The organism is Streptomyces sp. bgisy130 (assembly GCF_057708345.1).
Genome location: NZ_JBYISA010000026.1, coordinates 22,542 through 49,539, shown reverse-complemented (window position 1 = coordinate 49,539; position 26,998 = coordinate 22,542). Strand labels below are relative to the sequence as shown.

The 26,998-nt window shown below is 72.2% G+C and carries 24 protein-coding genes and 2 tRNA genes; 12 read left to right on the top strand and 14 right to left on the bottom strand.

What is annotated here, in order from left to right; all coding sequences use genetic code 11:
- Positions 1-9 precede the first annotated feature (9 nt).
- From AC3EUV_RS27565 to AC3EUV_RS27545, 5 genes are all read right to left on the bottom strand, one after another.
- Positions 10-996, bottom strand: coding sequence for a tetratricopeptide repeat protein (locus AC3EUV_RS27565; protein ID WP_435604129.1), 987 nt, complete (start codon positions 994-996; stop codon positions 10-12).
- Positions 997-1,407: 411 nt separating this feature from the next.
- Entirely contained in the window at positions 1,408-2,772 is a 1,365-nt protein-coding gene (locus tag AC3EUV_RS27560; RefSeq protein WP_432144677.1) for an HD-GYP domain-containing protein, read from the bottom strand.
- Positions 2,769-4,202 carry an HD-GYP domain-containing protein gene (locus tag AC3EUV_RS27555; RefSeq protein ID WP_435604128.1) on the bottom strand — a complete coding sequence of 478 codons (1,434 nt, stop codon included), beginning with the start codon at positions 4,200-4,202 and terminating at the stop codon, positions 2,769-2,771. The genes AC3EUV_RS27560 and AC3EUV_RS27555 overlap by 4 nt, the downstream gene beginning before the upstream one ends.
- Before the next feature lie 180 nt (positions 4,203-4,382).
- Entirely contained in the window at positions 4,383-4,796 is a 414-nt protein-coding gene (rsrA, locus tag AC3EUV_RS27550; protein ID WP_435604127.1) for a mycothiol system anti-sigma-R factor, read from the bottom strand.
- Positions 4,793-5,488, bottom strand: a complete 696-nt coding sequence (locus AC3EUV_RS27545; RefSeq protein ID WP_218039327.1) for a sigma-70 family RNA polymerase sigma factor — start codon at positions 5,486-5,488, stop codon at positions 4,793-4,795. The genes rsrA and AC3EUV_RS27545 overlap by 4 nt, the downstream gene beginning before the upstream one ends.
- 312 nt (positions 5,489-5,800) lie before the next feature.
- Between AC3EUV_RS27545 and AC3EUV_RS27540 the strand changes: the two genes are divergently transcribed.
- Complete coding sequence (locus AC3EUV_RS27540; protein WP_432144680.1) at positions 5,801-6,388, top strand: helix-turn-helix domain-containing protein; 588 nt, start codon at positions 5,801-5,803, stop codon at positions 6,386-6,388.
- Positions 6,389-6,470: 82 nt separating this feature from the next.
- Here the strand turns inward: AC3EUV_RS27540 and AC3EUV_RS27535 are convergent, their stop codons facing one another.
- Together AC3EUV_RS27535 and AC3EUV_RS27530 are read right to left on the bottom strand one after the other, a co-directional pair.
- On the bottom strand, positions 6,471-7,118 hold the full coding sequence (locus AC3EUV_RS27535) for an alpha/beta hydrolase family protein (RefSeq protein WP_432144681.1): 648 nt from the start codon (positions 7,116-7,118) through the stop codon (positions 6,471-6,473).
- A gap of 58 nt (positions 7,119-7,176) precedes the next feature.
- Positions 7,177-8,010, bottom strand: a complete 834-nt coding sequence (locus AC3EUV_RS27530; RefSeq protein WP_435604126.1) for an SOS response-associated peptidase — start codon at positions 8,008-8,010, stop codon at positions 7,177-7,179.
- A gap of 35 nt (positions 8,011-8,045) precedes the next feature.
- Here AC3EUV_RS27530 and AC3EUV_RS27525 point away from each other — a divergent pair, with 35 nt between their 5' ends.
- The 4 genes from AC3EUV_RS27525 to AC3EUV_RS27510 all read left to right on the top strand — a co-directional run bounded on the left by AC3EUV_RS27525 (position 8,046) and on the right by AC3EUV_RS27510 (position 11,840).
- Positions 8,046-8,759, top strand: a complete 714-nt coding sequence (locus tag AC3EUV_RS27525) for a M50 family metallopeptidase (RefSeq protein ID WP_432144683.1) — start codon at positions 8,046-8,048, stop codon at positions 8,757-8,759.
- 165 nt (positions 8,760-8,924) lie between these two features.
- Entirely contained in the window at positions 8,925-10,298 is a 1,374-nt protein-coding gene (gene aroA / locus AC3EUV_RS27520; protein ID WP_435604125.1) for a 3-phosphoshikimate 1-carboxyvinyltransferase, read from the top strand.
- Positions 10,299-10,312: 14 nt separating this feature from the next.
- Positions 10,313-11,320 (top strand): ribosome small subunit-dependent GTPase A, encoded by a 1,008-nt coding sequence (rsgA, locus tag AC3EUV_RS27515; RefSeq protein ID WP_432144685.1) that lies wholly within the window; start codon positions 10,313-10,315, stop codon positions 11,318-11,320.
- Between the two features lie 196 nt (positions 11,321-11,516).
- The gene (locus AC3EUV_RS27510) at positions 11,517-11,840 is read left to right on the top strand and encodes a DMT family transporter (protein WP_432144713.1); all 324 of its coding nucleotides are present in this window, start codon (positions 11,517-11,519) and stop codon (positions 11,838-11,840) included.
- A 193-nt stretch (positions 11,841-12,033) separates the two neighbouring features.
- On the opposite strand, the gene AC3EUV_RS27505 is transcribed toward AC3EUV_RS27510, so the two are convergent.
- On the bottom strand, positions 12,034-12,762 hold the full coding sequence (locus AC3EUV_RS27505; protein ID WP_432144686.1) for a TetR/AcrR family transcriptional regulator: 729 nt from the start codon (positions 12,760-12,762) through the stop codon (positions 12,034-12,036).
- A 176-nt stretch (positions 12,763-12,938) separates the two neighbouring features.
- Between AC3EUV_RS27505 and hisN the strand changes: the two genes are divergently transcribed.
- Positions 12,939-13,742, top strand: a complete 804-nt coding sequence (gene hisN / locus AC3EUV_RS27500) for a histidinol-phosphatase (protein ID WP_432144687.1) — start codon at positions 12,939-12,941, stop codon at positions 13,740-13,742.
- 150 nt (positions 13,743-13,892) lie between these two features.
- Complete coding sequence (locus AC3EUV_RS27495) at positions 13,893-14,294, top strand: CBS domain-containing protein (protein ID WP_432144714.1); 402 nt, start codon at positions 13,893-13,895, stop codon at positions 14,292-14,294.
- A gap of 169 nt (positions 14,295-14,463) precedes the next feature.
- Here AC3EUV_RS27495 and AC3EUV_RS27490 read toward each other — a convergent pair whose 3' ends face one another.
- The gene (locus tag AC3EUV_RS27490) at positions 14,464-15,927 is read right to left on the bottom strand and encodes a catalase (protein ID WP_432144688.1); all 1,464 of its coding nucleotides are present in this window, start codon (positions 15,925-15,927) and stop codon (positions 14,464-14,466) included.
- Positions 15,928-16,088: 161 nt separating this feature from the next.
- Here AC3EUV_RS27490 and AC3EUV_RS27485 point away from each other — a divergent pair, with 161 nt between their 5' ends.
- The 4 genes from AC3EUV_RS27485 to AC3EUV_RS27470 all read left to right on the top strand — a co-directional run bounded on the left by AC3EUV_RS27485 (position 16,089) and on the right by AC3EUV_RS27470 (position 19,726).
- Positions 16,089-16,508 carry a Fur family transcriptional regulator gene (locus AC3EUV_RS27485; RefSeq protein ID WP_432144689.1) on the top strand — a complete coding sequence of 140 codons (420 nt, stop codon included), beginning with the start codon at positions 16,089-16,091 and terminating at the stop codon, positions 16,506-16,508.
- A gap of 300 nt (positions 16,509-16,808) precedes the next feature.
- Positions 16,809-17,660, top strand: a complete 852-nt coding sequence (locus AC3EUV_RS27480) for an ABC transporter ATP-binding protein (RefSeq protein ID WP_432144690.1) — start codon at positions 16,809-16,811, stop codon at positions 17,658-17,660.
- On the top strand, positions 17,657-18,547 hold the full coding sequence (locus AC3EUV_RS27475) for an ABC transporter permease (RefSeq protein ID WP_432144691.1): 891 nt from the start codon (positions 17,657-17,659) through the stop codon (positions 18,545-18,547). Before AC3EUV_RS27480 ends, AC3EUV_RS27475 begins: the two co-directional genes overlap by 4 nt.
- Before the next feature lie 48 nt (positions 18,548-18,595).
- Positions 18,596-19,726 (top strand): ABC transporter substrate-binding protein, encoded by a 1,131-nt coding sequence (locus AC3EUV_RS27470; RefSeq protein WP_435604124.1) that lies wholly within the window; start codon positions 18,596-18,598, stop codon positions 19,724-19,726.
- A 48-nt stretch (positions 19,727-19,774) separates the two neighbouring features.
- On the opposite strand, the gene AC3EUV_RS27465 is transcribed toward AC3EUV_RS27470, so the two are convergent.
- From AC3EUV_RS27465 to AC3EUV_RS27450, 4 genes are all read right to left on the bottom strand, one after another.
- Positions 19,775-19,848 (bottom strand) — tRNA-Met (locus tag AC3EUV_RS27465).
- 116 nt (positions 19,849-19,964) lie between these two features.
- A complete protein-coding gene (locus tag AC3EUV_RS27460) occupies positions 19,965-21,815 on the bottom strand; it encodes a sel1 repeat family protein (RefSeq protein WP_435604123.1) in 1,851 nt (616 codons plus the stop codon).
- A 206-nt stretch (positions 21,816-22,021) separates the two neighbouring features.
- A tRNA-Met gene (locus AC3EUV_RS27455) sits at positions 22,022-22,095 on the bottom strand.
- Between the two features lie 111 nt (positions 22,096-22,206).
- Complete coding sequence (locus AC3EUV_RS27450; RefSeq protein WP_432144694.1) at positions 22,207-25,014, bottom strand: UPF0182 family membrane protein; 2,808 nt, start codon at positions 25,012-25,014, stop codon at positions 22,207-22,209.
- Between the two features lie 214 nt (positions 25,015-25,228).
- Between AC3EUV_RS27450 and AC3EUV_RS27445 the strand changes: the two genes are divergently transcribed.
- Complete coding sequence (locus tag AC3EUV_RS27445; protein ID WP_435604122.1) at positions 25,229-25,783, top strand: PPA1309 family protein; 555 nt, start codon at positions 25,229-25,231, stop codon at positions 25,781-25,783.
- Between the two features lie 69 nt (positions 25,784-25,852).
- Here the strand turns inward: AC3EUV_RS27445 and AC3EUV_RS27440 are convergent, their stop codons facing one another.
- On the bottom strand, positions 25,853-26,947 hold the full coding sequence (locus AC3EUV_RS27440) for a YlbL family protein (RefSeq protein WP_435604121.1): 1,095 nt from the start codon (positions 26,945-26,947) through the stop codon (positions 25,853-25,855).
- Positions 26,948-26,998: the final 51 nt, after the last annotated feature.

Below are 26,998 nucleotides of genomic sequence, written 5' to 3'. Positions count from 1 at the left end.
AACGGGCCCTCAGCAGACCTCTTCAAGATCGCGCCACTCCCGGGTGTCCGGGCTGTCCGCGACCCAGCCGTCCAGCAGGCCGCGGACCAGGGCGGACGGCGCCGCGATACCGCATTCGCGCTCCGGCACCCACAGCGAGCCGGAGCCCGCGGTGCGGTGGCCGAGCGGGCCGGGGTGGCCGGGCTCACTGTGATCGTGCGGGTCGAGATGCTCGCCCTCGCCCTCGTCGCTGGGCATCCGGCTCTCCGAGCATGTACGGCAGAGCAGCCGCACCGACGACGACCAGTCCTCGGCCGCGAAGCCCGCATCGGCCGCCAGCCGCTCCAGGGCGTCCCGGTCGGCCTCCGTGGCGGCCTCCAGGAGAACCACCCAGGTGGGGACCGGGGAGGGCGCCCACAGCTCGATCTCGTCGAAGACCGGGTACGCGGGGCCCGCGGCGGTGGTCCGCTCGCCGTGCGGGACGCCGTCGTGCAGCACCACCTCGCCCCAGCGCCGCCCGGAGGACGGCAGCGGGATGGACAGCACCTCGATACGGGCCGGGTCCAGCCGGCGGCCCCAGACGACCTCGGCCTCGCCCTCCGGGGAGAGCCGGACCGCGGCGCTGCCCAGGGCCATACCCAGCGGTTCGCCGGACGGGGAGCCCCCGCCGGGGACCTTGAGGCCGTACGCCTGCCAGGCGCGGCGGGCCAGCGGCCAGTCCTGGAGGGCGGTGGCGGCGATGCCGACGTTCCACCAGTCGGGCGCCCCGGTCTCGCGGTCCAGCAGCGCGACGGCGCGCAGCCCGGCGGCCCGGGCCTGTTCCCAGTCGTGCCGGAACTTGTGCAGCAGGGCGAGGTTGAACCAGGACTCGGAGAGCCACGGCTCCATGTCCGCGGCGCGGGTGAGCAGCGCTCCCGCGTCCTCGTAACGGCCGTCGCCGATCAGCGTGAAAGCGCGGTCGGTCGCCTGCCGCCACGAGGCGGAGGGCCGGTGCCGTACCTTGCCGAAGATCTTCACGATTCCCGCCTGCTGGTTGCTCTTGATGCCGCTGAGGTGGGGTCCCGAGCGGCGTCCGGGGCCTTCTGGGGGCCCACTCGACAACCTGCCACAGATTGCCGCCGGGCTCAGCCCGGTTTGCCGGTCCCCCTGCGGCTCCTTGCCCTTCGCCGACCCCCTGAACCCCCTGAGAGGGGCTCCCTTCGCATCCAACCATGCCCATCTCGGAGGGCGCTCATTACCCATGGGTTCCACGACCTGCGGGGCCCGGCGAGGGCGCAGCGGCGGGGTGTGGCGGCTGGGGCGGATGGGGTGTCTTCAGGGGGTCGCCGAGCGCCGATCAAGGGGGCATTTCCGCCGTTGTCGGCACATAGGCGGCCGGGAGAATCTTCCCTAAGGGGACGATCTCGCGCCGGACACCTCTCCGTCGTCTCACCCGGCCCGGCCGTCGCACGCCAGGACCCTGGCCAGCGCCTCGACGACCCGGGGCTCGTGGTCGCGCGCGGTGGACAGCCGCAGCCGCTCCAGGGCGCGCAGCGGGCCGCCAGGTCCCGCGGACTCCCCCGACAGATCGTCGTAGGCGTTGACGGTGCGGACGATGCGTGCCGTGACCGGCTGCTCGCGGTACGGATCGGCCTGCCGCTCGACGATCACCGCGACCTCGGCGGGGACACCGGTCTGCCGGACCACGGCGCCGCCCAGCAGCGCGATCCGGCGCTGTTCGGCGGGCGGCAGCGGCGCGGTCGCCCCGTCCGGCACCGGGTCCAGCAGCGAGAGCTGGCCGATGTCATGCATCAGCGCGGCATGTTCGAGCACATCCAGATCCGGTTCGTTCAGGCCGAGTTCACGGCCCACGGCGCGGCTGAGCGCGGCCACCCGGCGGGCATGGCCGTGCGGGGTGTAGCCGGCGATCTCGGTGGAGCGGGCCAGCGAGGCGATGGTCTGGCGGTAGGTGGCGCGGACGGTCGCGAACCGGCGGAAGGCGAACTGGGTCAGCAGCAGCGGCAGACAGAACACCGGCAGCGCCCACAGCCCGGCGACCGCGGTGGCCAGCGAGATCACCACCCCCGTGGCGCAGACCGCCGAGCCGATGCCGAGCAGCGCCCGCAACTCGTCGCGCAGCAGCGGCCCGTACGGCCAGCCGGTGCGGGCCCGGGCGAGCGCGGCCACCAGGACCGCGTCGCACAGCGCGGTCAGCGCCAGCAGCGCGATCAGGAAGACCGGGTAGACCGGTCCGGAGGCCACCCAGGAGCCCAGCGTCCCGGTGTTGTAGAGGGGCTGGAAGCAGGTGGCGGCGAAGCCGGTGGTCAGCACCCGGCGCGCCAGCGGGTCGAGCGCCGGGCCCTCGCCGCGCGCGAGCCGCGGGACCAGGCCGACCAGACCGGCCGCCAGGACCACGGCCACGATCTGGTGGACGCCATGGGTCGTCGGCCGTCCGCCGGCCTCACCGAGCAGGGCGTAGGCGAGGGCGCCGGCCGCGCCGAGGGGTGCGCCCTCCCGCACCCCCGGCACCCGTGCGCCCCCGGCCGCCGGGGCGGGCCCCTGCCCCACCAGCTCACCCACCGTGATCAGCACCCCGAAGGCCAGCGCGATCCGCGGCTCGGCCAGGCCGTCCCACAGCGTCCGGCCCAGCGACCAGCAGGCCAGGGCGGCGGCCGGGACGTAGACCGCGGCGATCACGGGGCCGCCGCCGCAGGTGCCCGGCACCGCGGCGCGCGGGACGCCGGGCGCGGGGGCCGGTGCCGCCCGGTGCCCGGCCGCCCGGTCACGCCGGGGCTGCTCCGCGAGGCCGCTCATCGCCCACCGTCCCGTCCGGCCCGTTCGGGCAGCGGCACGGGCGGCACCGGTACGGGCGCCCCGTCCCCGGCGTCGCTCGGTAGGACGTCGTCCCGCCCGGACCGCCCCGCGCCGGGCTCCGGGTCCGCCGCCGTCACCAGGTCCGGATGCCAGCCGTGACGGTCGAGCGAGGCCACCAGCGCGCGGACCATCCGCGGATCGAACTGCGCACCGGAGCACTTGCGCAGCTCCGCGACGGCCACCGGCACCGGCCGGGCCCGGCGGTAGGAACGGGTCGAGGTCATCGCGTCGAAGGCGTCGGCGACCGCCACCACCCGTGCCACCTCCGGGATCTGATGCCCCCTCAGGCCGTAGGGGTAGCCGGTGCCGTCCAGCCGCTCGTGGTGGTGCAGGATCGCCGCCCGCGCCTCCTCCAGGAAGCCGATGCCGCGCACGATCTCGTGCCCGTACTCGGGGTGCAGCTCGATGACCCGGCGCTCCTGGGGCGTCAGCGGCCCGTCCTTGCGCAACAGCCGGGTGGGGACGCCGAGTTTGCCGACGTCGTGCAGGATGCCGGCGAACCGCAGCGCCTCCATACGGTCCTCCGCCAGACCCAGCTCCCGGGCGATCATCACCGAGGCGCGGCCGACCCGTTCGCTGTGCCCGCGGGTGTAGCGGTCCTTGATGTCCACGGCCTGGACGAGGGCGCGGATGGTGGCCTGGTGGGCGGCGCGTTCCCGGTGGTACCGGTCGAAGGCCCAGCAGGACAGGTACATCGGCAGCAGCACCAGCAGTGCCGCCGGCGGCCCGTACGAGCTGCACCACAGGACCGCCATCATCAGCCCGGCCAGACCGTGCACCAGATGCGGCCCCAGGGAGCGGGTCAGCAGCCCGCGCCAGGCGGTGCGGACGGGGTGCCGCTCGGCGGCGGCCAGCACCCCGCCGTCGAGCGCGGCGAGCACCCCGCAGAAGGTGGCCGCGGCCGCCACGGCCGGCAGCAGCACCACGGGGAACTGCGGTGCGGACAGCGGCTGGTGGCCGAGGACCCGGAACACCTGGGCGGCCGCGCAGCAGGCCAGCGCCAGCTCGGCGGCGTGCCAGAGCCGGCGGGCGGCGGCGAAGCGCGGCTCGGCCGGTGCGAGCACCGCGCCGGGGACGGCGGCCAGCGCGGCCAGCGACGGCGGCAGCAGAAAGACCCCGGCGAGCAGTACGGGTCCGGCCCATCCGGTGGGAAAGCCGCCCGGGGCCCCGGAGTCGGGGGCGTACGGGGCCCGGCCGACCGGTGGCCGGCAGCGGCGCAGCTGTTCACACACCGCATACAGGGTGGCCAGGGCGACGGCACTGCTCCAGGGAGCGTGCGGGCCAAGACCCGCGGCGGGAGCGGCACACAGCGCCGCGGCCGGCGCGGCGCAGCCGATATACCCTCGTGCGGCCGCCGGAAGTCCTCGCATCGCGCCTCCTCGCCCTGCCCACCGCTCCCCCGGACTCGTACGGAGCCGGGGCCCGGCACGCCGCATCCGCAGTGCGCTCGGGTCGGTGAGAATAGAGGGGCAAAGGCGCCGGGGAAGGCGGTTCAGCGGATCGGGCGGGACGATGGCCCCGCCCCTCACCCCTTGGGGTGATGTGCCGCGTTATTCGGCCCGTGCGGCCCCGGTACGTGCATCGGTGGAGCCGGTCGCGTCGGCCGGACCGGTCCCCTCCTCCGCCGCGGACGCCGCGGCGTCCTCCTGCGCGCGCTGCGCCTGTTCCTTCTTGGCCTGTTCGAACACGCTCACCTCGGGCACGGTCTCCCCGGCCCGGATGAGCTCGATCCGCCCCATGACCTTGGAGCGCAGATCGCTGGGGACGTCGTCATGGCCGCAGCAGCGCTTGACGAGCTTCTTCACGGCCTGCTCCAGGCCGTACTTCTCCAGGCACGGCGAGCACTCGTCGAGATGCACCTGGAAATCTGCGCACTCCCCGGCGGGCATCTCCCGGTCGAGATACTCGTAGAGGTGGTCAAGGACCTCTGAGCAGTCCTTCTCGTGCGGCTCTCCGCAGCTCATGATCCCGAGCCTTTCCGGTCGTGCGCGTCCGACGTCTGCGCGGCCTGCGGGTCACCGGCCGCCGCCCCCGCCGGGACCAGCCCGCGCTCACGGGCGTAATCCTCCAACATGCCGCGCAGTTGGCGCCGGCCGCGGTGCAGACGGGACATCACCGTGCCGATGGGTGTCCCCATGATGTCCGCGATCTCCTTGTACGCAAAGCCCTCCACGTCCGCCAGGTAGACCGCGATACGGAATTCCTCGGGGATCGCCTGGAGTGCGGCCTTCACGTCCGAGTCGGGGAGGTGGTCGAGCGCCTGCGACTCGGCGGAACGCAGCCCGGTCGACATATGCGACTCGGCGCGCGCCAGTTGCCAGTCCTCGATCTCCTCGGCGGCACTGCGCTGCGGCTCACGCTGCTTCTTGCGGTAGGAGTTGATGAAGGTGTTGGTGAGAATGCGGTAGAGCCACGCCTTGAGGTTGGTGCCCTCCCGGAACTGGTGGAAGGACGCATACGCCTTTGCGTACATCTCCTGCACCAGGTCCTCCGCGTCGGCCGGATTGCGCGTCATGCGCAGCGCGGCGGAGTACATCTGGTCCAGGAAGGTGAGCGCGTCCCGCTCGAAGCGCGCATTGCGCTCGGCGGCGCTCTCCTGGGCCTGCTCCTGCGCCGTGCCGTCGGTCCCTGCGTCGGTACCGGTGACCGGACCCACCTCCTCCAACACCGTCCTGGATCCGGATGCGGACCCACCCGATTCGGAGAATAGACGACGATCCGGTGCTGCCGCCGCTCCAGCCAGGGCGGGCTGCGTGACCTGCATCTGCGACCACGGCAGATCGGCGGCCGGGCGGGCCGGGCAAGCGATTCCCATGCGGCGGACTCCCATTCCTCGTCGTTCACCGGACGTACTCGAGCACTACGCCTGGCACAACAGCCGCGTTCGCCGCGGCATTCCCGGTCCGCTGTCAAGACTTCGGACGAACGAAGGGTTGACAAATCCGCTTGCTGCTTCGGCAATAGAAGGGTGAACGATCAGGCATACGAGCGGGTACTCGCCGAGGTGGGCCCGCGGCTGCGGCGGATGCGCCAGGAGCGCGGGGTGACCCTGACCGCGCTCTCGGAGGCGACCGGCATCTCGGTGAGCACCCTGTCGCGCCTGGAATCCGGCGGCCGCAAGGCCACCCTCGAACTGCTGCTGCCGCTGGCGCAGGCCCATCAGGTGCCGCTGGACGAGCTGGTGGGGGCGCCGGAGGTCGGCGATCCCCGGGTGCGGGCGGCCCCGATGCGGCTGGGGGACAAAACCGCGATCCCGCTGACCCGGCAGCCGGGCGCGCTTCAGGCGTTCAAGCTGATCCTGGACCCGGTCGGCGGCCCGCGCGAGCAGCGCACCCACGAGGGCTACGAGTGGTTCTACGTGCTCTCCGGGCGGCTGCGGCTGCTGCTGGCCGACCGCGATGTGGAGCTGCGGGCCGGGGAGGCGGCGGAGTTCGACACCCGGCTGCCGCACTGGTTCGGCCCGGCGGGCGACGAGCCGGTGGAGCTGCTGAGCCTCTTCGGCAGACAGGGCGAGCGGATGCATGTCCGGGCCCGTCCGCGTGGCCAGGAGGGGTGACGGGGCCGGGGCTCGCCGGGGGGCCGCCACCGGCCCGTCAGCCGCCCGCGCCGCCCCGCCGGCCGAACCGTCAGCCGCCCCGTCAGCCCAACAACCCGTCCAGCCAGCCCGCCACCGCGTCCGTGATCACGGCCATCGACTCCGCCTCCCCGACGCCCGCCTTCTTCGGTACCGCGAAGCCGTGGTCCCCGTATGCCACCTCGGTGAGCTCCGTGCCCGACGGGAACTCCTCCGGGCGGCCGAACGGATCCCGGCCGCCCTGGATGACCAGCGTCGGCACCCCGGCGCCGGTCAGCTCGTCCGCCCGGGACTTCTCCGGCCGCCCCGGCGGATGCAGCGGGAAGCTCAGCGCCACTACGGCCCGCGCCCCCAGCTCACGCGCCGTACGGCAGGCCACCCGGGCCCCGGCGCTCCGGCCGCCGGCGACCACCGGCAGCCCCGGTTTCGCCAGCGCCGGCCACAGCGCGGTCCAGCCGGTGTCCAGGGTCTTCGGCGCGGGCGCCACCTTCTTGCCCGCCACCCGCCACGGCTGCTCGACCAGCGCCACGGAGTAGCCACGGGCCGGCAGCGCGGCCGCCAGCGCCCGCAGGTCACGCGCCTCGATACCGCCGCCGGCGCCATGACTCAGCGCCACCACGGCCCGCGCCGGCTCCGCCGCGCGGTACCAGGTGATCCGGGCCTCGCCCGCCGGTGTCGCGACCGTCTCGGTCTCGCTCGCCCCAGTGCTCATACGCCCATCCTGCCCGCGCCGCGGCGGGAAGGGCAGCGCGGCGGGCCGGTGCGGCGGCTCAGAACAGCGTGCCGACCTCGGGTCCGTCGAGCTCGGTGACCAGCTCGGGCCCGTTCTTGCGGACGTTGCTGACCTCGGTCGGCACGGGGTAGGCGCGCATCAGCCCGGCCGGCGGCGGCGTCAGCAGCGCGCGCACCTCGTCCGGGTCGGTACGGGCCGGGTCGAGCCAGGCGTCCCAGCGGTCCGGGGTCAGCACCAGCGGCATCCGGGGGTGGATCTCGGCCAGCGACTGCGGCCCGCTGCCGCCGTCCGCCCCGGCCAGCGGGGTGGTCTCGGCCTCGGTGGTGACCACGGTGCAGGTCACCCACCAGGCCAGCGGGTGGTCGCCGGGCAGCGTCCGGTCCCGCCAGAACTCGTACAGCCCGGCCATCGCCATCACGGAGCCGTCCGCGGGCGTCACGAAATACGGCTGCTTACGGGGCCGCTTCTTCCTGCCCTGCTCCTCCAGCTGCCGTTCCGCGGCGTCGGTGACCCACTCGAAATACCCGTCTCCGGGCAGCAGGCACCGACGGGTCGCGAAGGCCTGCCGGAAGGACGGCTTCTCGTGCACCGTCTCGGCCCGGGCATTGATCATCTTCGCGGCGGCCTCGGGTGATTTCGACCACGACGGGACCAGGCCCCACTTCAGCGCCCGCAGCTGGCGCGCCGGGCCGCCCGGCGGGACGTCCTCGGCCGCCGCGCCCTTGAGAGGCCGTTCGAGCACCGCGTGCACCGGGTCCGTCGGGGCCACGTTCCAATTCGGCGCGAGGGTCTCCGTCGGCTCCCACTGCTGAACGCCGAAGAGTCCCACCAGCTCCTCGGGGCGACGACTCGCTGCATACCTACCGCACATGCGTGCCACACTGCCATGCCACACGAAGGGGAGACATGGACACCGACCACCTCACGGACATATGGAGCCGCGTGTTCGGGACCCAGCCCGATCCCTCGCTCTGGCTGGTGATCGCCACGGCGGTGCTCGCGCTGGGCGCCGTCGTCCCGCGCACCGCCTGGCGGCTGGCGCGCAACGCCGTCACCATCGCGCACGAGGGCGGGCACGGGCTGATCGCGCTGCTCACCGGCCGCCGCCTGGACGGCATCCGGCTGCACTCCGACACCTCGGGGCTGACCGTCTCGCGGGGCAAGCCGACCGGTCTGGGCATGGTGCTGACCGCCGCGGCCGGCTACATCGCGCCCTCGCTGCTCGGTCTGGCCGGCGCCGCGCTCCTCGCCGCGGGGCACATCACGGCACTGCTGTGGGGGGCCGCCGCGCTGCTCCTGGCGATGCTGATCATGATCCGCAACGCCTATGGCGTGCTCACGGTCGTGCTCACCGGTGCCGCGTTCGTCCTGGTCTCCTGGCTGACGACGCCGGATGTGCAGGCGGCGTTCGCGTATGTGGTGGTGTGGTTCCTGCTGCTGGGCGGGGTGCGGCCGCCGTTCGAGCTCCAGGGGAAGCGGCGGCGGGGAGGGGCCCCGGACTCCGATCCGGACCAGCTGTCGCGGCTGACCCATGTCCCGGCGGCCGTCTGGCTCGGCCTCTTCCACGTGGTGACGCTGTGCTCGCTGATCGGCGGCGGGCGCTGGCTGCTCGGCCTCTGACGTCAACCGCCGCGCGCCGGGGGCCGGTTCCGCCGTCGCCCCGGCCGGCGGCTCTGCCGCGGACGCGGTTCCGGCACGTGAGCGCACCGCCCGTGCCATGTTTCACCGGGGTTGCGGCGCTTTTGATCAAGATCGGCACCCTTGCCCAGCCATTAAAGTAAGGGCATGACCGAGAGCCCCACACATCCCGCCCTGTGGCCCGCCCCCCTCGCCTCCGGGGCCGTCGATGCCACCGTCACCGTGCCCGGCTCCAAATCGGTCACCAACCGCGGACTGGTCCTGGCCGCCCTCTCCGCCGAGCCCGGCTGGCTGCGCCGCCCGCTGCGCTCCCGTGACACGCTCCTGATGGCCGAGGCCCTGCGCACCCTGGGCGTCGGCATCGAGGAGACCGCTTCCTCCAGCTCCGCCGGTGCCACGGACACCGCCGGGCAGCCCGGTGGCGGGGAGGCCTGGCGGGTGATCCCGGCGGGCCTGCACGGCCCGGCCACCATCGACGTCGGCAACGCCGGCACGGTCATGCGCTTCCTGCCTCCGGTCGCCGCGCTCGCCGACGGCCCGATCCGCTTCGACGGCGACCCGCGCTCCTACGAGCGTCCGCTCGGCGGCGTGATCGACGCGATGCGCGCCCTGGGGGCCCGGATCGACGACGACAACCGCGGGGCGCTGCCCATGACGGTCTTCGGCAGCGGCGGTCTGGACGGCGGCCGGGTCGAGATCGACGCGTCCTCGTCCTCCCAGTTCGTCAGCGCGCTGCTGCTGTCCGCGCCGCGCTTCAACCAGGGCGTCGAGGTCCGGCACGTGGGCGCGGCGCTGCCCTCCATGCCGCACATCCGGATGACCGTCGACATGCTGCGCAGCGTCGGCGCGCAGGTGGACACCCCGGAGGCGGGCGGCGAGCCCAACGTCTGGCGGGTCACCCCGGGCGCGCTGCTCGGCCGCGATCTGGTCGTCGAGCCGGATCTGTCGAACGCCCAGCCGTTCCTCGCCGCGGCACTGGTCACCGGCGGCCGGGTCACCATCCCGGACTGGCCCGAGCACACCACGCAGCCCGGTGACGCGCTGCGCGAGATCTTCACGGCCATGGGCGGCTCCTGCGAGCTGACCGACCAGGGGCTGACCTTCACCGGCAGCGGCCGTATCCACGGCATCGACGTGGACCTGAGTGAGGTCGGCGAGCTGACCCCCGGCATCGCCGCGGTCGCCGCGCTGGCCGACTCCCCCTCCACGCTGCGCGGGGTGGCGCACCTCCGGCTGCACGAGACCGACCGGCTGGCCGCGCTCACCAAGGAGCTCAACGAGCTCGGCGGCGATGTCACCGAGACCGCGGACGGTCTGCACATCCGCCCGCGCCCGCTGCACGGCGGGGTCTTCCACACCTACGAGGACCACCGGCTGGCCACCGCCGCGGCGGTCATCGGCCTGGCCGTCGACGGCGTGCGGGTGGAGAACGTCGCCACCACCGCCAAGACGCTGCCGGACTTCCCGGCGATGTGGACGGACATGCTTGACCCGGCGGCCGTACCCGGCCGGAGAGGCTGAGGGCTGACGCCGCCATGCGCCGTTACGGAAAGAACCCCGACGAGGACGACATCCGCGTCCGCCCCAACCCCAAGGGCAACCGCCCGCGCACCAACATCCGCCCCAAGCACGAGGACGCCGGCGAGGGCCTGGTGCTGACCGTCGACCGGGGCCGGCTGACCTGCCTCATCGAGGGCCGTACGGTCACCGCGATGAAGGCCCGTGAACTGGGCCGCAAGAGCGCGGTGGTCGGCGACCGGGTCGCCGTCGTGGGTGATCTGAGCGGCGCCAAGGACACCCTCGCCCGGATCGTCCGGGTCGAGCCGCGCTCCTCGACGCTGCGCCGTACGGCCGACGATGACGACCCGTTCGAGCGGGTCGTGGTCGCCAACGCCGACCAGCTCGCGATCGTCACCGCGCTCGCCGACCCCGAGCCGCGCCCCCGGCTCATCGACCGCTGTCTGGTCGCCGCCTACGACGCGGGCCTGGACCCGCTGCTGGTGCTGACCAAGTCCGATCTGGCGTCCGCGGACACCCTGCTGGAGTCCTACGGCGCGCTCGGCGTCCCCTACGTCGTCACCAATCGCGACGAACTCGCCGACGGCAGCGCCGCCGAGCGGATCCGGGCCACCCTCGCGGGCCGGATGACGGCGTTCGTCGGGCACTCCGGCGTCGGTAAGACCACCCTGGTCAACGCCCTGGTCCCGGAGCGCCGCCGGGCCACCGGGCATGTCAACGCGGTCACCGGCCGCGGGCGGCACACCACCACCTCCGCGCTGGCGCTGCCGCTGCCCGACGACTCCGGCTGGGTCATCGACACCCCCGGCGTCCGGTCCTTCGGGCTGCATCACGTCGACCCGTCCCGGGTCATCCACGCCTTCCCGGACCTGGAGCCGGGCACCGCCGAGTGCCCGCGGGCCTGTAGTCACGACGAACCGGACTGCGCGCTGGACCAGTGGGTCAGCGACGGCCACGCCGATCCGGCCCGCCTCTACTCCCTGCGCCGCCTCCTGGCCACCCGGGAGCGACGCGAGGGCGACTGATCGCCGAAGTTTGCCCCCGCCCGTCCGAGGTAAGGGCATAATCACACCAAGGTCGGCGCAGTGGTCCATCACGCCCTGATCGCCCGGAAGGGGCCGTAGGGAGTGATTCTGACGCCCCGTCGTCGCTCACCTGGGACAGGCCCTGGGGTCTGCCCGCCGGACAGGCCCTGGCTGACGGAGGCAATGGGACATGGCGTTGGCGTGGCTGCTGGTCGTGGTGGCGGGAATCCTGGAGACCGGCTTCGCGGTCTGCCTCAAGCTGTCGCACGGCTTCACCCGTCTGTTCCCGACCGTCGCCTTCGCGGCCTTCGCGCTCGGCAGTTTCGGTCTGCTGACGCTGGCGCTGCGCCGGCTCGACGTCGGCCCGGCGTACGCGGTGTGGACGGGTATCGGTGCGGCCGGTACGGCGATCTACGGCATGGTCTTCCTCGGCGATGTGGTCTCCACCCTGAAGATCGTCTCCATCACGCTGGTCATCACCGGGGTGGTCGGACTTCAGCTGTCGGGGTCCGCACACTGAGCGGGCGGCCCGCGCGTCGTCCGCCGGCCTGGTCCTAGCCCGCGCAACGCCCGCCGTCCCGGCCCTCGCTCGCGCGTCGTCCGCCGTACTGGCCCCCGCTCGCGCAACGCCCGCCGTCCCGGTCCTGCCCCTCGCCCGCGGGCCGTCCGCCGCCCCGGCCCTGGTCCTCGCCCGGGTCGCCGCTGACACCTCGTCAGCAGCGCTCCCCCGGCTGCGCGTCGGCCGGCATCCGGGCGAAGGCGCCCCGTACGAGCCGGGACACCGCCTCCGTCTCCAGCTCCCGGCGCGACCGCCGGGCCGGTACGCGTCCCGCGGACGGTGCCGCCCCCGGCGTCACGGGAGCGACCACACAGGCCAGGGTCAGCCGCGCCGCGGTCTCGCAGGCGGTGCCCAGGGCGGGCAGCTGTTCCGCGGGCCAGTCGGGTTCCAGCGCCGCGACCGCCTGGTCGCAGAAGCGGCCGACGAGTTCGGTGGGCCCCGGCAGCGGGCCGTCACCCGCGGACGCGGTCCGCTGGGCGGGGATGCCGGGCCGGACGGCCGGTGGCGGCGCGGCCCCGGCGGCCGCGGGGGCCGGCAGCCGGTCGCTCCAGCACCCGGTCAGTACCGCTCTGACCAGGGGGTTGGCACGCGCGGTCCGCAGCGTCCAGGCGGCCGCGGCCGCCACCCGGCCCGCCGCGTCCCGCCGGGCGCCGGCAGCCGGGGACGCCTGGGACAGCGCCCGCGCGACCCCGGCGAGGTAGTTGTCGGTCTCCCGGCGGACGAGGGCGCGGGCCAGCCCCTCCTTGCTGCCGAACTCGTTGTAGAGCGTCTGCCGGGACACCCCGGCCGCCGCCGCGACATCGACCATCCGCACGGCCGTCCATGCCCGTTCCGTCAGCGCCGTGTAGGCCGCGTCCAGCAAGGATTCACGCGCTGCGGGCATCCGTCGCCTCCCCGGCCGCCGGCCCCGGGTAGCCGGTGTGCGCACAGAATTGACGCACCGCCAGATGGTGTCAAGAGTCGTCGCAGCGGGGGCGCACCGGCGGCGCGCGGGCCGCCACACGCCGGGCGGCGCATGGCCGTGTGGCTCCGGCGTATACCAATGGATACTGTTCGCACATGCCCGACTATCACGATGATCTTCGTCTCGGCCATGTTCTCGCGGACGCCGCGGACGCCGCCACCATGGAGCGCTTCAAGGCCCTCGACCTCAAGGTCGAGACCAAACCGGACATGACACCGGTGAGTGAGGCGGACAAGGCCGCCGAAGAGCTGATCCGCGGCCAGCTCCAGCGGGCCCGGCCACGGGACGCGGTGCTCGGCGAGGAGTTCGGCAGCGAGGGCGCGGGGCCGCGCCGGTGGATCATCGACCCGATCGACGGCACGAAGAACTACGTCCGCGGGGTCCCGGTCTGGGCGACGCTGATCGCGCTGATGGAGCGCGGGGAGGGCGGCGACCGCCCGGTGGTCGGCATCGTCTCGGCACCGGCGCTCAACCGCCGCTGGTGGGCCGCCGACGGCCTGGGCGCCTTCACCGGCCGCAGCCTGACCTCCGCGACCCGGCTCAAGGTCTCCCAGGTCGGCCGCATCCAGGACGCCTCGTTCGCGTACTCGTCGCTGACCGGCTGGGAGGAGCGCGGCAAGCTGTCCAACTTCCTCGACCTGAGCCGGGACTGCTGGCGCACCCGGGGCTACGGGGACTTCTGGCCGTACATGATGATCGCCGAGGGTTCGGTGGACATCTGCGCGGAGCCGGAGCTGTCGCTGTGGGACATGGCGGCCTGTGCGGTGGTGGTGAAGGAGGCCGGCGGACAGTTCTCCGGCCTGGACGGCAAGCCGGGCCCGCACAGCGGCAACGCGGCGGCCTCGAACGGTCTGCTGCACGAGGATCTACTGGGTTATCTCGGCGACTCCCCGCACTGACCTGCGGCGGGGCGCGTATTCGGACAACCGTCCAGCAGTTGCCCCTTGTTGCATCGACAGAGGCATGTGAACATGAGAATCCCCCACTTTGTGAACTTGTGAATCCCTTCGCAAGCACATTCACCAAGGAGGTGGCTCCGCTCCATGCCCATGTACGTCAAAGACGCCATGAGCACGGTGGTCCTCACCATCGGGCCCACTCACACCCTCCGCCAGGCGGCGCAGCTGATGGCAGCCCGCCGCCTCGGCTCGGCCGTGGTCCTCGACAACGACACCTGTGGCATCGGCATCCTCACCGAGCGCGACATCCTCAATTCCCTCGGCGCGGGCGAGAACCCCGACCGGGAGACCGCCCAGACCCACACCACCCCGGACGTGGTCTTCGCCGCTCCGGACTGGACCCTGGACGATGCCGCGGACGCCATGGTGCGCGGCGGCTTCCGCCATCTGATCGTCCTCAACGACCAGGAACCGGTCGGCGTGGTCTCCGTACGCGACATCATCCGCTGCTGGTCGACCACCACGGAGCGGGCCCGCCCCGTACCCGCCTGACGCACACACAGCTCCGGACACCCACACCCCGGAGCCGCAACACGAAGAGGCCGAAGCCCCATGGCATCCGGCCTCTTCGCTTACATACGGCAGCGACAATTGAGCAACCCCCACGGCGGGTCACCACCTCCGCGAGAGCGGCGGCGGTTTAGCCGCAAAAGGCGGGCGCTCAGCCGCGCAGGGCCTGGACCGCGGCTTCCAGCCGCTTGCCGTAGTCCGCGTCCGCCTTGCGGAAGTTCTCGATCGCCCGCTGGGCGATGTCATCGCGGGAGACCTGGGCGATGAAGCCCGCCAGGTTGTCGATCAGGCGCGCCTTCTCGTCCTCCGCCATCAGGCGGTAGAGGGTGCCGGCCTGGACGAAGTCGTCGTCCTCCGCGTGCGAGGGCGCGGCATGCTCGCCGGTGGGGCCGGTCACGGCGGCCGGCTGCCACAGGGGCCGGCCGGTCTCGGCCGGGCCACCGAAGCTGTTGGGCTCGTAGTTCTTCTGTCCGGCGTGCCGGCCGTCGTAGAGCACACCGTCCCGGCCGTGGGTGCGCGCCTCGGTGGCGTGCGGGCGGTTGACCGGCAGGTGGTCGGCGTTGATGCCGACGCGGTAGCGGTGCGCGTCGCCGTAGGCGAACAGACGGCCCTGGAGCATCTTGTCGGGGGACGGGCCGATGCCCGGCACGAAGTGGTGCGGGGAGAAGATCGACTGCTCGACCTCGGCGAAGATGTTCTGCGGGTTGCGGTTGAGCTCCAGCTTGCCGATCTCGATCGGCGGGTAGTCCTCGTGCGGCCAGACCTTGGTCAGGTCGAAGGGGTTGAAGCGGTAGTTGGCCGCCTCGGCCGCGGGCATGATCTGCACCTGGACGGTCCAGCTCGGGAAGTCGCCGCGCTCGATGGACTCGCGCAGATCGCGCTGGTGGCTGTCCGGGTCGAGGCCGGAGGTCTCCGCGGCCTCGGAGGTCGTGAGGTTCTTGATGCCCTGGTCGGTCTTGAAGTGGTACTTGACCCAGAAGACCTCGCCGGCCTCGTTGTTCCACTGGAAGGTGTGCGAGCCGTAGCCGTTCATGTGGCGGTACGAGGCGGGGATGCCGCGGTCGCCGAACAGCCAGGTGACCTGGTGGGTGGCCTCGGGCGACAGACCCCAGAAGTCCCAGACGTTGTCCGCCTCCTGCGAGCCGGTGTACGGGTCGCGCTTCTGGGTGTGGATGAAGTCCGGGAACTTGATGGCGTCCTTGATGAAGAACACCGGGGTGTTGTTGCCGACGAGGTCGTAGTTGCCCTCTTCGGTGTAGAACTTCAGCGCGAAGCCGCGCGGGTCACGCACCGCGTCGGCGGAGCCGAGGTTGCCCGCGACCGTGGAGAAGCGCAGGAACGTCTCGGTCTGCTTGCCGACCTCGGAGAGGAACGCGGCGCGGGTGTACTCGGTCACGTCCGCGGTGACCGTGAAGGTGCCGTACGCACCGGCGCCGCGGGCGTGCACGATGCGCTCGGGGATGCGCTCCCGGTTGAAGTGCGCGAGCTTCTCGATCAGGAGCTGGTCCTGGATGAGGCCGGGTCCGCCGACGCCCGCCGTCTCGCTGTTCTGGTTGTCCCCGACGGGAGCTCCGGACTCCGTGGTCAGCGGTCCAGTGGTGCTCTCTACCGACACGTGCGCCTCCTGAAAAGTCTTCTCCACCTGCCCTTGGCTTGCGCCGGTCACGATCCTACATTGGACAATGTCTAAGTCAAGAAGGATGTGAAACTCGTACACGATCCGGTGATGGATCCCCCACTGCTACGCTGGGTCTATCTGACTGATAGGTGAATGGCATGAGTGACCTGCTTGAACGGCTCCGGGGACGCGGCTGGCGGCTGACCGCACAGCGACGCGTCGTCGCCGAGGTCCTCGACGGGGACCACGTCCACTACACCGCCGACGAGGTGCACGCGCTGGCGTCGACCCGGCTGCCGGAGATCTCCCGCGCGACGGTCTACAACACCCTGGGCGAGCTGGTGTCGCTCGGCGAGGTGCTGGAGGTGAGCACCGACGGCCGGGCCAAGCGCTACGACCCCAACGCCCACCACGACCACCAGCACCTGGTCTGCTCGCAGTGCGGCACGATCCGGGACGTCCACCTCCAGGGCGACCCGCTGTCCGCCCTGCCCGAGCCGGAGCGCTACGGCTTCCAGGTCTCCGAGGTCACCGTGACCTACCGGGGCATCTGCCCCACGTGCAGCGCCCCGTCCTGACGCCCGGGGAAACCGGCCGCCGTCCAGGCCGCCCCCGCACCTGATCACCTCGTACGCCCCACCGAGCCCGCGCCCACCCGGCCGCGGGCTCCTTCGCATGCCCGGCGGGCCCGCCGCCCGCGCCCTGACTCTCACCCCTCCGCGCCTCCCCACACCGCACAACCATGCCCGCACGCCCCTTGCCCGAATCTGACGCACCGTCATATCGTCGGCGGGCCGCGCTTTCCGGCCACCGGGCCCCACCGGCCCCGGGCCGCGCACCACGGCGGCACCCTGTCCGCACTCCGCAAGGAGCACCCCGTGGGAGAGCCGCCCCCTACGTCCGCGTCGCACCGCCCGGCCGCCGGCCCCGCCACCCCACCCGCCCTGCGCGCCCGCGCCCTGGCCCGCTCCTTCGGCCGCGGCCGCAGGGCACTGGCCGCCCTCGGCCCCGTCGATGCGGAGATCGCGCCGGGCGAATGCGTCTGTGTCGTCGGCCCCTCCGGCTGTGGGAAGTCGACCCTGCTGCGCATCGCCGCCGGGCTGCTGCGCCCCAGTGCGGGCGAACTGGAACTCCGGGTGAGCGCCGGCCGCCCGGCCGCGATGATCTTCCAGGACTACGGCATCTATGACTGGAAGACGGTGCTGGGCAATGTCCGCTTCGGCCTCGACCTCCAGCGCGTGCCCCGTAGGGAGGCCGACGAACGGGCCCGCTCCTGGCTCTCCCGTATGGGACTCGCCGACTTCGCCGGCGCCTATCCGGCCACGCTCTCCGGCGGTATGCGCCAGCGCGTCGCCCTGGCCCGCGCGCTCGCCGTGGATCCCGGGATCCTGCTGATGGACGAGCCGTTCGCGGCCCTCGACGCGCAGCTGCGCACCGTCCTCCAGGACGAACTGCTCGACCTCACCCAGACCACCCGCACCACCACCCTCTTCATCACCCACAGCCTCGAAGAGGCCCTGGTACTCGGCGACCGGGTCCTGGTGATGTCCGCCCGCCCCGGCCGGATCATCGCCGAACGCCGCCCGCCGTTCGGCCGCCCCCGCACCGGCGAGGTCCGCACCACCCCCGAATTCACCGCCCTCAAGGCGGAGTTGTGGCAGCTGCTGCGGGACGAGGTCGACCGGGGCGGCCCCGCGCACCGGACCACCGAGGGGGCCGTCCCCGTATGACCGCCGCCCTCCCCCGGCCCGGCCGCGAGGACGACCGTCCCGCCACCGCCGACCGCCTCCTCGTCCGCCGCCCCGGCCCCCGGGAACTGCGCCCCGGGCGCACCCACCGCCGCCGGCGCACCCTGGAGATCTCGCTGGCCGTCGCCGTCCCCCTGCTGCTCGTGCTGCTGTGGCAGCTGGCCGCCGACCGGGCCTGGCTCGACGCCCGCATCTACCCCGCGCCGTCGACGATCCTGGCCGACGGCTGGGACCGGGCCCTGGCCGGCGAGTTGTGGCCGGACGTCGGGGCCACCCTCCGGCGCGTGCTGGCCGGCTATGCCGCCGGGACCGTCAGCGGCTATCTCCTGGGCCTGCTGATGGGCTCGCTGTCCCTCGTACGGGCCGCCCTCGAACCCCTCCTGGACGCCCTGTACGTGGTCCCCAAGCTGGCTCTGCTGCCGGTCTTCCTCAACATGTTCGGGCTCGGCGAGGGCCCGCAGGTCGCCCTCGTCGCCACCACCGTCTTCTTCTTCGTCTGGATCTCGACCATGGCGGCCGTACTGGCCATCCCCTCCGGCCACCGCGACGCCGGGCAGGTCTTCGGCGCGGGCCCCTGGCAGATGTTCCGGCACGTCCTGCTGCCCGCCTCGCTGCCCGCCGTCCTCGTGGGCGCCCGGATCGCCGCGGGCGTGGCCGTCCTGGTCATCGTCGCCTCGGAACAGATCGCCGCCACCGACGGCCTCGGGCATCTGATCTTCGACTCCCGCGCCCTGTTCCAGAACGACGTGATGTTCGTCGGCATCGTCTGTGTGGCCGTACTCGGCGTGCTCTTCTCCGAGCTCGTACGGCTGGCCGGGCGCTTCCTCACCCCCTGGGCACCCCGCGACCGCGGCCGCCCCCGGAGCTGATCCCGCACCGCCCCGTCCGACCGGACGCCGCCCCCGTACGGAGGTCCCATGCGCATCCGCACCACCACTGTCGCGCTGATCGCCGCACTCGCCCTCGGCGCGGGCTGCGCCGCCCCCGACGACCACCCCTCCGCCGCCCGGCCCCGCACCATCAAGCCGGTGACGGGCTGCGGCCCGGCCGCCTGGACCGACCCCGCCGACCTCGCCCCGGACCGCACACCGGCCCGCTGTGCCAAGGGCGCCCCCGCGCCGCGCCGGCTCGCGAAACCCCGCACGCTCACGGTCGCCACCGGCACCCTCGGCGCCGAGTACGTGGCCCCGCTGCGGCTGGCGCTCGCCAGGGGCGAGTTCAAGAAGGAGGGCCTGGACGTCCGGCTGAAGGTCCTGCCCACCCCGGAGGCGCTGCCGCTGCTGGCCAAGGGCGAACTGGACGCCCTGTGGGCGGCCCCCGAGGCCGCCGTCGTCAACGGCGTCCAGGGCGGCTTCGACCTCCGCTGGGTGGCCGGCAACTTCTCCCCCGCCCCGAAGTCCAGGAGCGGCCTGTGGGTGCGCCTCAAGAACGGGGAGCGCGCCTCTTCGGTCTCCCTGAAGGGGACGAAGCTGGGCACCATGATCGGAAAAGGCTCCGTGATCATGTACCCGATGGCCAGGACCTTCGCCGGGCACGGCGCCCGCCTGGACTCCGTGGCCTTCCAGCAGCTCGGCTCCGCCGACGTACTGACCGCCCTGACCGGCGGCGGGGTGGACTCCGCCTGGCTGCTCGACCCGGTCTGGCGGCGGGTCGACGGCGACGGGAGGTACGCCTTCCTCGGCGGCCAGCCCCGGGGCGAACCCCTCGGCGGCGCCCTCTACGGCCCGACGCTGCGCCAACAGGACCCGGACGCCGGTGTCGCCTTCCTGCGCGCCTACCTCCGCACGGTCAACACCTACTTCGCCGGCGACTACAAGGCCGACCGGGCCTTCGTCGCCGAGCTGGCGAAGCTGCTGGACATCGACGCGAAGATCCTGACCTCGGTGCCCTCGCTCCGGATGGACTGGGAGATCCGCAAAGGCACCACGGACCGGCTCCAGAGGGCCTACCGCGACGCCGGGGTCACCAAGGGAGCACCGCTGCCGGAAAACAGGCTCGTCGACCGCAGCCTGTACGCGGAGGCGGTCGGCCACCGGCTGCGGAACTGAGCACGACGAAGGCCCGGATCCTCAAGGAATCCGGGCCTTCGTCTTCAGTAGCGGGGACAGGATTTGAACCTGCGACCTCTGGGTTATGAGCCCAGCGAGCTACCGAGCTGCTCCACCCCGCGTCGTTGTGTTCCACACCTTAACCCCGGCCCGACGACCAGCGCAAATTCCTTCCGCGGGGCCCGGGACCCGGCCCTGTGGGCCCGGCCCCGGACGTCCCGGACACCTCTGCCGCCCGTTACGCGCTGAGCTCCTCCTGGAGCGCCGTACGCAGCCGCGCCGCCCGCTCCGCCACCTCCGGCGGGCCCAGCTCCACGGCGTGCGCACACCAGCTCTGTGCCTCCGCGAGCGCCCCGCGCCGGGCGGCGAGCAGCGCCAGCCGGAGCGCCGCCCGGCCGTGCCCGGCCTCCGCGGCGCGCTGCCACCACAGGGCGGCCTCCGGCAGGCTGCCCTCACGGGCCAGCAGCAGCCCGAGGTTGAAGGCGCCGTTACGGCTCCCCGCCTCGGCCGCCGCGCGGTACCACTCGGCGGCCTCGACGACCTCCCCGCGAGCCGCCGCGAACATGCCAACTCGCACCTGGGCGCGACGGTGCCCCTGGCGCGCGGCCCGCTCGTACCACTGCACGCTCTCGTCGTCCGCCGCCCGCTCCCCGTCCGCCAGCCCCTCGCCCGCGGCCGCCGCCTGGCGGTCGAGGAGGTCGGCGAGCCGGAAGGCCGCCTCGGCGCTGCCGCCACCGGCCGCACAGCGCAGATTCCGCTCCGCGTCCTGGAGCTCACCGTCCCGCAGCTGCACGATGGCGACCTGGAGCGCCGCCTCGGTGTGCCCGGCCGCGGCCGCCCGCTCGTACCAGGTGAGCGCCGTACGCTCCGCACCCCGCCCGGCGAAGAGGATGCCGAGGTTGAACGCGGCGTCCACACTGCCCGCCTCGGCCGCCTTGGAGAACCACGGCTCGGCCCCCGCGGCGTCACCGCGCTGGAGCAGCAGGATGGCCAGCGCGTTGGCGGCCTCGCGGTGCCCGGCGTAGGCGGCCCGGCGGTACCACTGCTCGCCGCGCCCCTCCCGGCCCTGCTCGGCGCAGAGCAGCCCGATGTTGTAGGCACCGTTGACATCCCCGGCATCCAGGGCGACGCGGTACCAGCGCTCGGCGGTCTGAAGCTCACCGCGGTCGGCGTGCAGCGCCCCCAGCGCGTTGGCAGCGTTGCCATCGCCGTCCTGGGCGGCGCGCCGCCACCATTCCGCGGCGCTCTCCTCGTCCCCCGCGTCGCGCAGCAGGAAGCCCAGCGCACAGGCGGCGCGCGCCTCCCCGTCCTTGGCGGCGGACAGATACCAGCGCCCCGCCTCCTGGACGTCACCGCGCTCCTCCAGCAGCGCGCCCAGCTGGAGCGCGGCCCGCCGGTGGCCGCGCGCCGCGGCCTGGCGGTACCACTGCTCGGCCTCCTCCTGCTGCTTCAGCTCCCCGTACGCGGGGACCGTGCGGTGGTCCGCGTCGCGCCCGTCCTCGATGAGCCGGGCCAGGCGGTACGCGGCCTCGCGGTGGCCACGCTCGGCGGCCGTACGGAACCAGCGCTCGGCGCCGATGTCACCGCGGTGCTCCAGGAGGTCGGCGAGGGCATAGGCGCCCAGGCAGTGGCCGGACTCGGCGGACTGGCGCAGCCAGTACTCGGCGGCCGGCTCGTCGCCGCGCTCGCGGTAGTGGCGCCCGAGGGCGTGTGCGGCGGCGGCGGAACCGGCCACGGCGGCGATCCGCCACCAGCCGGCCGCCTCGTCCCCGTAGCCCCGCTGGTGGAGCAGCACGCCCAGGTTGTTGACCGCGGCGCGGTCCCCGGCAGCGGCCGCGGACCGCAGATGCGGCTCGGCGCCGTCGAGGTCACCGCGGCGCAGCAGCATCGCACCGAGCGCGCTCATCGCGGCGGTGTCGCCCGCCTCTGCGGCCCGGCGGTGGCCGGACTCGGTCACGGCATCGGACGCCTCGGCGGCCTCGGCGGCCTCCATCGCGTCCATTTGCAGGTCGGATTCGCGCCCGTCGTCGGGCGCATGCACAAACCGGTCCGTCTCCAACAACCTTGCCTTGTCCCCCATAAGACCCATCGTCGCATCACCTGTAACCCGCGTACACCTGGTATACCGCAGCCAGTGAGGTCACTTCAGCGGTTTGTCGACTTCCCGACACGACGACTTGGCAAACTCAAGCACACAGCTTCCCCACATGGGCCGTACGACCCGGCCTTTCCCGCGATCGGCCTGAACACATGACGAAGGCCCGGATCCTTGAGGATCCGGGCCTTCGTCTTCAGTAGCGGGGACAGGATTTGAACCTGCGACCTCTGGGTTATGAGCCCAGCGAGCTACCGAGCTGCTCCACCCCGCGTCGTTGTGCCCTCAAGGTATCACGGTGGCGGACGGCCCCCGTACCGACGCGGCCCTGTGGCCACCGGTTCGCACCGGTGGCCACAGGGCCCGGAGAGACGGCCGGCCAGGCTCAGCCGGCCGGCTTGCCGCCCTTCTCGGACGCCTTCGCCGCCCGGTCCAGCGCCGCCTTCAGCTTCTTCTGGGCCTCGCCGTAACCGGCCCAGTCGCCTCCGGCGCGCGCCTTCTCGCCCTCCTCGTAGGCCTTCTGCGCGTCGGCGAGGGCCTGCTGCACCGTCTGGTCGGACGGGGGCTGCTCGGTGTCGCCGCCGCCCGGCGGCTGCTCCGTGCCCGTACTGGGCGCCTTCTTGCCGAAGACCACGTCCAGCGCGTCCTTGAGGGAGTCCTCCAGAACGGGCTTGTTGTCGCCGTAGCTGACCAACACCTTCTTCAGAAGGGGGTAGTTGGTGTTGGCACCGCGCAGATACACCGGTTCGACATAGAGCAGTCCGCCGTCCAGTGGCACGGTCAGCAGATTGCCGTACTCGATCTCCGAGTCGCCGAACTTCTTGAGGATGTTCAGCTCATTGGCGATGACCGGATCGGAGTTGAACTTCGACTGCACCAGCTGCGGTCCGGGCACCGGCGTCTCCGACGGCAGCTTCAGCAATCTGATCTTGCCGTAGTCGCCGCTGGTCGCATTGGCGTCGACGGCCATGAACGCACCGAGGTTGTCGCGCTTGTTGGGCGTGAAGGTCGTCGTCAGCGAGAACGCGCGGTTCTTCTGGTCCGGCATCTTCATGCTCAGGTAGTACGGCGGAACCGCGTTGCCCGACTTGGTCGTCGGGTCGTTCGGGATCTGCCAGCGCTCGGAGCCGGTGTAGAAGGTGCCCGGGTCCGTGACGTGGTACGTGGTCAGCAGCTGGCGCTGCACCTTGAAGAGGTCCTGCGGGTAGCGCAGATGCTCCTTGAGCGCCGGGCTTATGGCGCTCTTCTTCTCGACCGTGCCGGGGAAGGACTTCATCCAGGTCTTGAGGACCGGGTCCTTGTCGTCCCACTGGTAGAGCTTCACCGAACCGTCGTAGGCATCCACCGTCGCCTTGACGGAGTTGCGGATGTAGTTGACCTGGTTCTGCTGGGCCACCACCGCGCGCTGGCCGTCGGTGAGCGAATCGGCCGTGCTGTCGCCGAGCGTGGTGCGCGAGGCGTACGGATAGCCGTTGCTGGTGGTGTAGGCGTCCACGATCCACTTGATCCGGCCGTCGATGACCGCCGGATAGGCGTCGCCGTCGATGGTCAGCCAGGGGGCGACGGATTCGACCCGCTCCTTGGGCGTGCGGTTGTACAGGATCCGCGAGCCGTCGCCGATCGCGCCGGAGTAGAGGATCTGCGGCTCCCCGAACGTCACCGCGTACGCGGCACGGTTGATCGGGTTCCCGAGGTTGACGCCGCTCTTGCCCTGGTAGCTGTAGCTCTTCTCACCGCTGTCGTCGGAGTAGTCCAGTTCCTTCTGCGGACCGCCGACGATGGAGTACTGCGAGGTCTTCTCGCCGTAGTAGACCCGCTGCTGGTACTTCCCGAGCTGCCCCTTGGCCGGCAGATCCGACTCCGTGTACTTCGGACCGCCGCCCTCGGCGGCCTCCGTCCCCTTGGCGGCGACCGCGCCGTAGCCGTGGGTGTACTTGAAGTGGTCGTTGATCCAGTTGCGCTCGGGGATACCGGCGATGTTCAGCTCACGCAGACCGATGACGGTGTCCTGCTCGGCGCCGTCCTTGTCCTTGTAGCGGTCGACGTCCAGGGTGGAGGGGAACTGGTAGTACCCCCGCACCTGCTGCTGTTGCTGGAAGGCCGGCGAGACCACGTTCGGGTCGAGCAGCCGCATGGCGGCCGTGGTGTCGGCGTTGTCGCGCAGCCGCTGGCTGTCCGCCTTGCCGGTGGGCTGGTAGTCGCCCTTGTACGGCGTGACCTTGGAGTCCTGGATGTCGTACGCGTCCCGGGTCGCCTTGATGTTCTGCTTGATGTACGGCGCTTCCTTGGCCTGCTCGTTCGGCTGGACCTGGAACTTCTGCACGATCGCCGGATACAGCCCGCCGATGAGGACCGCCGAGAGCACCATCAGGCCGAAGCCGATCACCGGCAGCTGCCAGGTCCGCCGCCAGAGGGTGGCGAAGAACAGCACCGCGCAGATCGCCGCGATGAAGAACAGGATGGTCTTCGCCGGGAGATAGGCATTGGCGTCGACATACCGCAGGCCCGTCCAGTTGTCGGCCGACTTCAGGCCGCTGGACTTCACCGCGAGGCCGTACCGGTCGAGCCAGTACGCGATCGCCTTGAGCGAGACGAAGATGCCCAGCAGCACCGACAGATGGCCGGTCGCCGCCGCCGTCGCCCGCGAACCGGGGCTGGTCAGCCGCAGCCCGCCGTAGAGGTAGTGCGTCAGCGCCGCGGCGACCAGACACAGCACCGCGCAGGCGAAGCCGAAGCTCAACAGGAAGCGGTACCAGGGCAGATCGAAGGCGTAGAACGCGACGTCCATCCCGAACTGCGGGTCCTTCGTTCCGAAGGGGACGCCGTTGACCCACTGGAGCCAGGTGCGCCACTCGCCGGAGGCGGAGGCTCCGGCGATCAGCCCGACCACCGCCGTGATCGCGATCAGCGCCCACTTCTTGAACGGCGCGATGCTCATCCGGTAGCGGTCCAGGCTCTGCTGCTCCATGGACATCGCGCTCAGCGGCGGCCGCAGCCGGTGCGCCAGCCAGATGTTGACGCCGACGGCCGCGGCCATCACGACGCCGAAGGCGAAGAACAGACCGATCTTGGTCAGCAGGGTGGTCGTGAAGACCGAGGAGTACTTGACCGATCGATACCAGAGCCAATCCGTCCAAAACCCCGCAAACATCACGAAGAGCATGGCCAGTACGGCCAGCACACCCAATGTCATGAGCAGGGTCCGGATCCGCCGCGATGGTCGGCCGACTCTGATCCGTGGCCCTGTCGGGCCTCCGCCGCGGTCCGGCATCTGGAAAGCCAAGGTGCGCACCTCGAAGTTCGCTGTCGTGTGGAGCAGGCCCGGCGATAGTAGGACCCACCGATGCAACTTACGAAGGCTTTACTCAGTTCCCGCTTTCCGGGGTACACAAGGCACGATGTTGAGCATGACCAACCTCCCCGTTGACGGCACCCCCCTCGCCGCCGACCCCCTGACCCGCGCGGTACTCGAGATCGACGAGTACAGCGCCGGGCTCGGCTGGGATCAGCCGGCCCGACTGTTCGCCCTCGTCGACACCGCCAAGCTGCGTGCGCAGGAGCCCTCGCTCGCCGCCCAGCTCGGTATCGACGACTCCACCACCACGTCCCTGACCCCCGTGGAACAGGACGAGATCCCGGCGGGCGTCCCGCTGGACGAGTTCCTGGCCACCATTGCCTGGCCGGATGCCGTCACCGGCTGTGCGCTGACCGTCGAGCGGCTGATGCTGCCGCCGTCCGCCGAGGACTCCGAGCCCGCGGGCATGGACGAGGCGCAGCTCGCCAAGTGGGTCGCCGAGCACCCGGACCGCCAGGAGGTCCGGATGACGGTGGCCGTGCTGCGGGACGGCCGCCGTGAGTCGGCCCTGCGGCTGCGCGAGAAGGACTCCACGTCCGAGGTCCTCACCGGCGCGGCGCTGGTGCCGGGCCTGGCGGAAGCCCTGGCCGCGACCTTCGAGGCCTGACCGCGGCGTTCCGGGTCCCCCGGGCCGGACGGCTCACGTCCGGCTCCCGGGGCCCGGGACGGGTCGGCCCTAGTGGCCTGCCGGGCCGCAGCTCGGCAAGCCGGCAGTGTCGCCCTTGCGGATCTTCTCCAGCGCCTTGACGGCGTCGCCTATCGTGCCGACCTTGACCAGGGTCAGCCCCTTCGGGGTGTCCTTGGCCGCCGCGGCACAGTTCTCCTTGGGCGTCAGGAAGAACTCCGCGCCCTTGTCGCGCGCACCGACCGTCTTCATCGCGATGCCGCCGATCGGGCCGACCTTGCCCTTGTCGTCGATCGTGCCCGTACCTGCCACGAACTTGCCGCCGGTCATGTCCCCGGGCGTGAGCTTGTCGACGATGCCGAGCGCGAACATCAGCCCGGCGCTCGGGCCGCCGACATCGGCCAGCTTGACGTCGATGGGGAACGGGAAGGTGTGATCCACATCGGCCTGGATGCCCACGATGGCGCGGCCGTCGTCCGCCTTCTGCGTGCTGATCGTGATCTGCTTCGCGCCGGTCACGGCCTTCTTGCCCTGCTTCTCCGCCGCGGCGGCCGCCTTGGCGGGGATGATCGTGAAGACGACCTTCTCGCCCGGCTTGTGCCGGGTGACGAGCTTGGCGACGTCGCCGGACTGCTTGACCACCGTGCCGTCCACGGCCTTGATCACATCGCCCGCGTGCAGCCGTCCTTCGGCGGGCTTGTCCTTGACGACGGAGCCGACAACGGTCTGCGCGGCGACCGGGAGGTGCAGCTGCTTGAGCGCGGCGGCCTTGGCGCTCTCCTGGGACTGGCTGAACTCCTCGGCGTTCTCCTGGTCGGCCTGCTCGGCCGTCTGCCCCTCGGGGTAGAGCGTCTTGTGCGGCACCACGGCGTTGTCATGGCCGAGCCAGCCGTACACCGCCTCGAAGAGGTTCATGCGGTAGTCGGGGCCGGTGACCCGGACGGTGGTCATGTTGAGATGACCCGTCGTCGGATACGTCTTCCGCTGGGAGATCTGAAGCACCGGCTCGCCGTCGTGATCACCAAGAGTGTTGACCGTCGGCCCCGGAGACATCTCGGAGTACGGCACGGGGATCAGCACCCCTGCGCAGAGCAGCGCGATCAACATCAGGATCGAGGCGAGCAGCGTCGCGGTGCGGCGTGGCATGGAACGACAGTACGGGACGGGTATGACAACCGGCCCGCGGGGCCATCCGTA

Excerpts from the sequence above, each read along its gene's own strand:
- AC3EUV_RS27560 (WP_432144677.1), bottom strand. The coding sequence starts at position 2,772 with ATGAGCGGCCTCGCGGAGCAGCCCCGGCGTGACCGGGCGGCCGGGCAC.
- AC3EUV_RS27555 (WP_435604128.1), bottom strand. The coding sequence starts at position 4,202 with ATGCGAGGACTTCCGGCGGCCGCACGAGGGTATATCGGCTGCGCCGCG.
- rsrA (WP_435604127.1), bottom strand. The coding sequence starts at position 4,796 with ATGAGCTGCGGAGAGCCGCACGAGAAGGACTGCTCAGAGGTCCTTGAC.
- AC3EUV_RS27535 (WP_432144681.1), bottom strand. The coding sequence starts at position 7,118 with ATGAGCACTGGGGCGAGCGAGACCGAGACGGTCGCGACACCGGCGGGC.
- AC3EUV_RS27530 (WP_435604126.1), bottom strand. The coding sequence starts at position 8,010 with ATGTGCGGTAGGTATGCAGCGAGTCGTCGCCCCGAGGAGCTGGTGGGA.
- AC3EUV_RS27525 (WP_432144683.1), top strand. The coding sequence starts at position 8,046 with ATGGACACCGACCACCTCACGGACATATGGAGCCGCGTGTTCGGGACC.
- aroA (WP_435604125.1), top strand. The coding sequence starts at position 8,925 with ATGACCGAGAGCCCCACACATCCCGCCCTGTGGCCCGCCCCCCTCGCC.
- rsgA (WP_432144685.1), top strand. The coding sequence starts at position 10,313 with ATGCGCCGTTACGGAAAGAACCCCGACGAGGACGACATCCGCGTCCGC.
- AC3EUV_RS27505 (WP_432144686.1), bottom strand. The coding sequence starts at position 12,762 with ATGCCCGCAGCGCGTGAATCCTTGCTGGACGCGGCCTACACGGCGCTG.
- hisN (WP_432144687.1), top strand. The coding sequence starts at position 12,939 with ATGCCCGACTATCACGATGATCTTCGTCTCGGCCATGTTCTCGCGGAC.
- AC3EUV_RS27495 (WP_432144714.1), top strand. The coding sequence starts at position 13,893 with ATGTACGTCAAAGACGCCATGAGCACGGTGGTCCTCACCATCGGGCCC.
- AC3EUV_RS27485 (WP_432144689.1), top strand. The coding sequence starts at position 16,089 with ATGAGTGACCTGCTTGAACGGCTCCGGGGACGCGGCTGGCGGCTGACC.
- AC3EUV_RS27475 (WP_432144691.1), top strand. The coding sequence starts at position 17,657 with ATGACCGCCGCCCTCCCCCGGCCCGGCCGCGAGGACGACCGTCCCGCC.
- AC3EUV_RS27470 (WP_435604124.1), top strand. The coding sequence starts at position 18,596 with ATGCGCATCCGCACCACCACTGTCGCGCTGATCGCCGCACTCGCCCTC.
- AC3EUV_RS27460 (WP_435604123.1), bottom strand. The coding sequence starts at position 21,815 with ATGGGTCTTATGGGGGACAAGGCAAGGTTGTTGGAGACGGACCGGTTT.
- AC3EUV_RS27450 (WP_432144694.1), bottom strand. The coding sequence starts at position 25,014 with ATGACATTGGGTGTGCTGGCCGTACTGGCCATGCTCTTCGTGATGTTT.
- AC3EUV_RS27445 (WP_435604122.1), top strand. The coding sequence starts at position 25,229 with ATGACCAACCTCCCCGTTGACGGCACCCCCCTCGCCGCCGACCCCCTG.
- AC3EUV_RS27440 (WP_435604121.1), bottom strand. The coding sequence starts at position 26,947 with ATGCCACGCCGCACCGCGACGCTGCTCGCCTCGATCCTGATGTTGATC.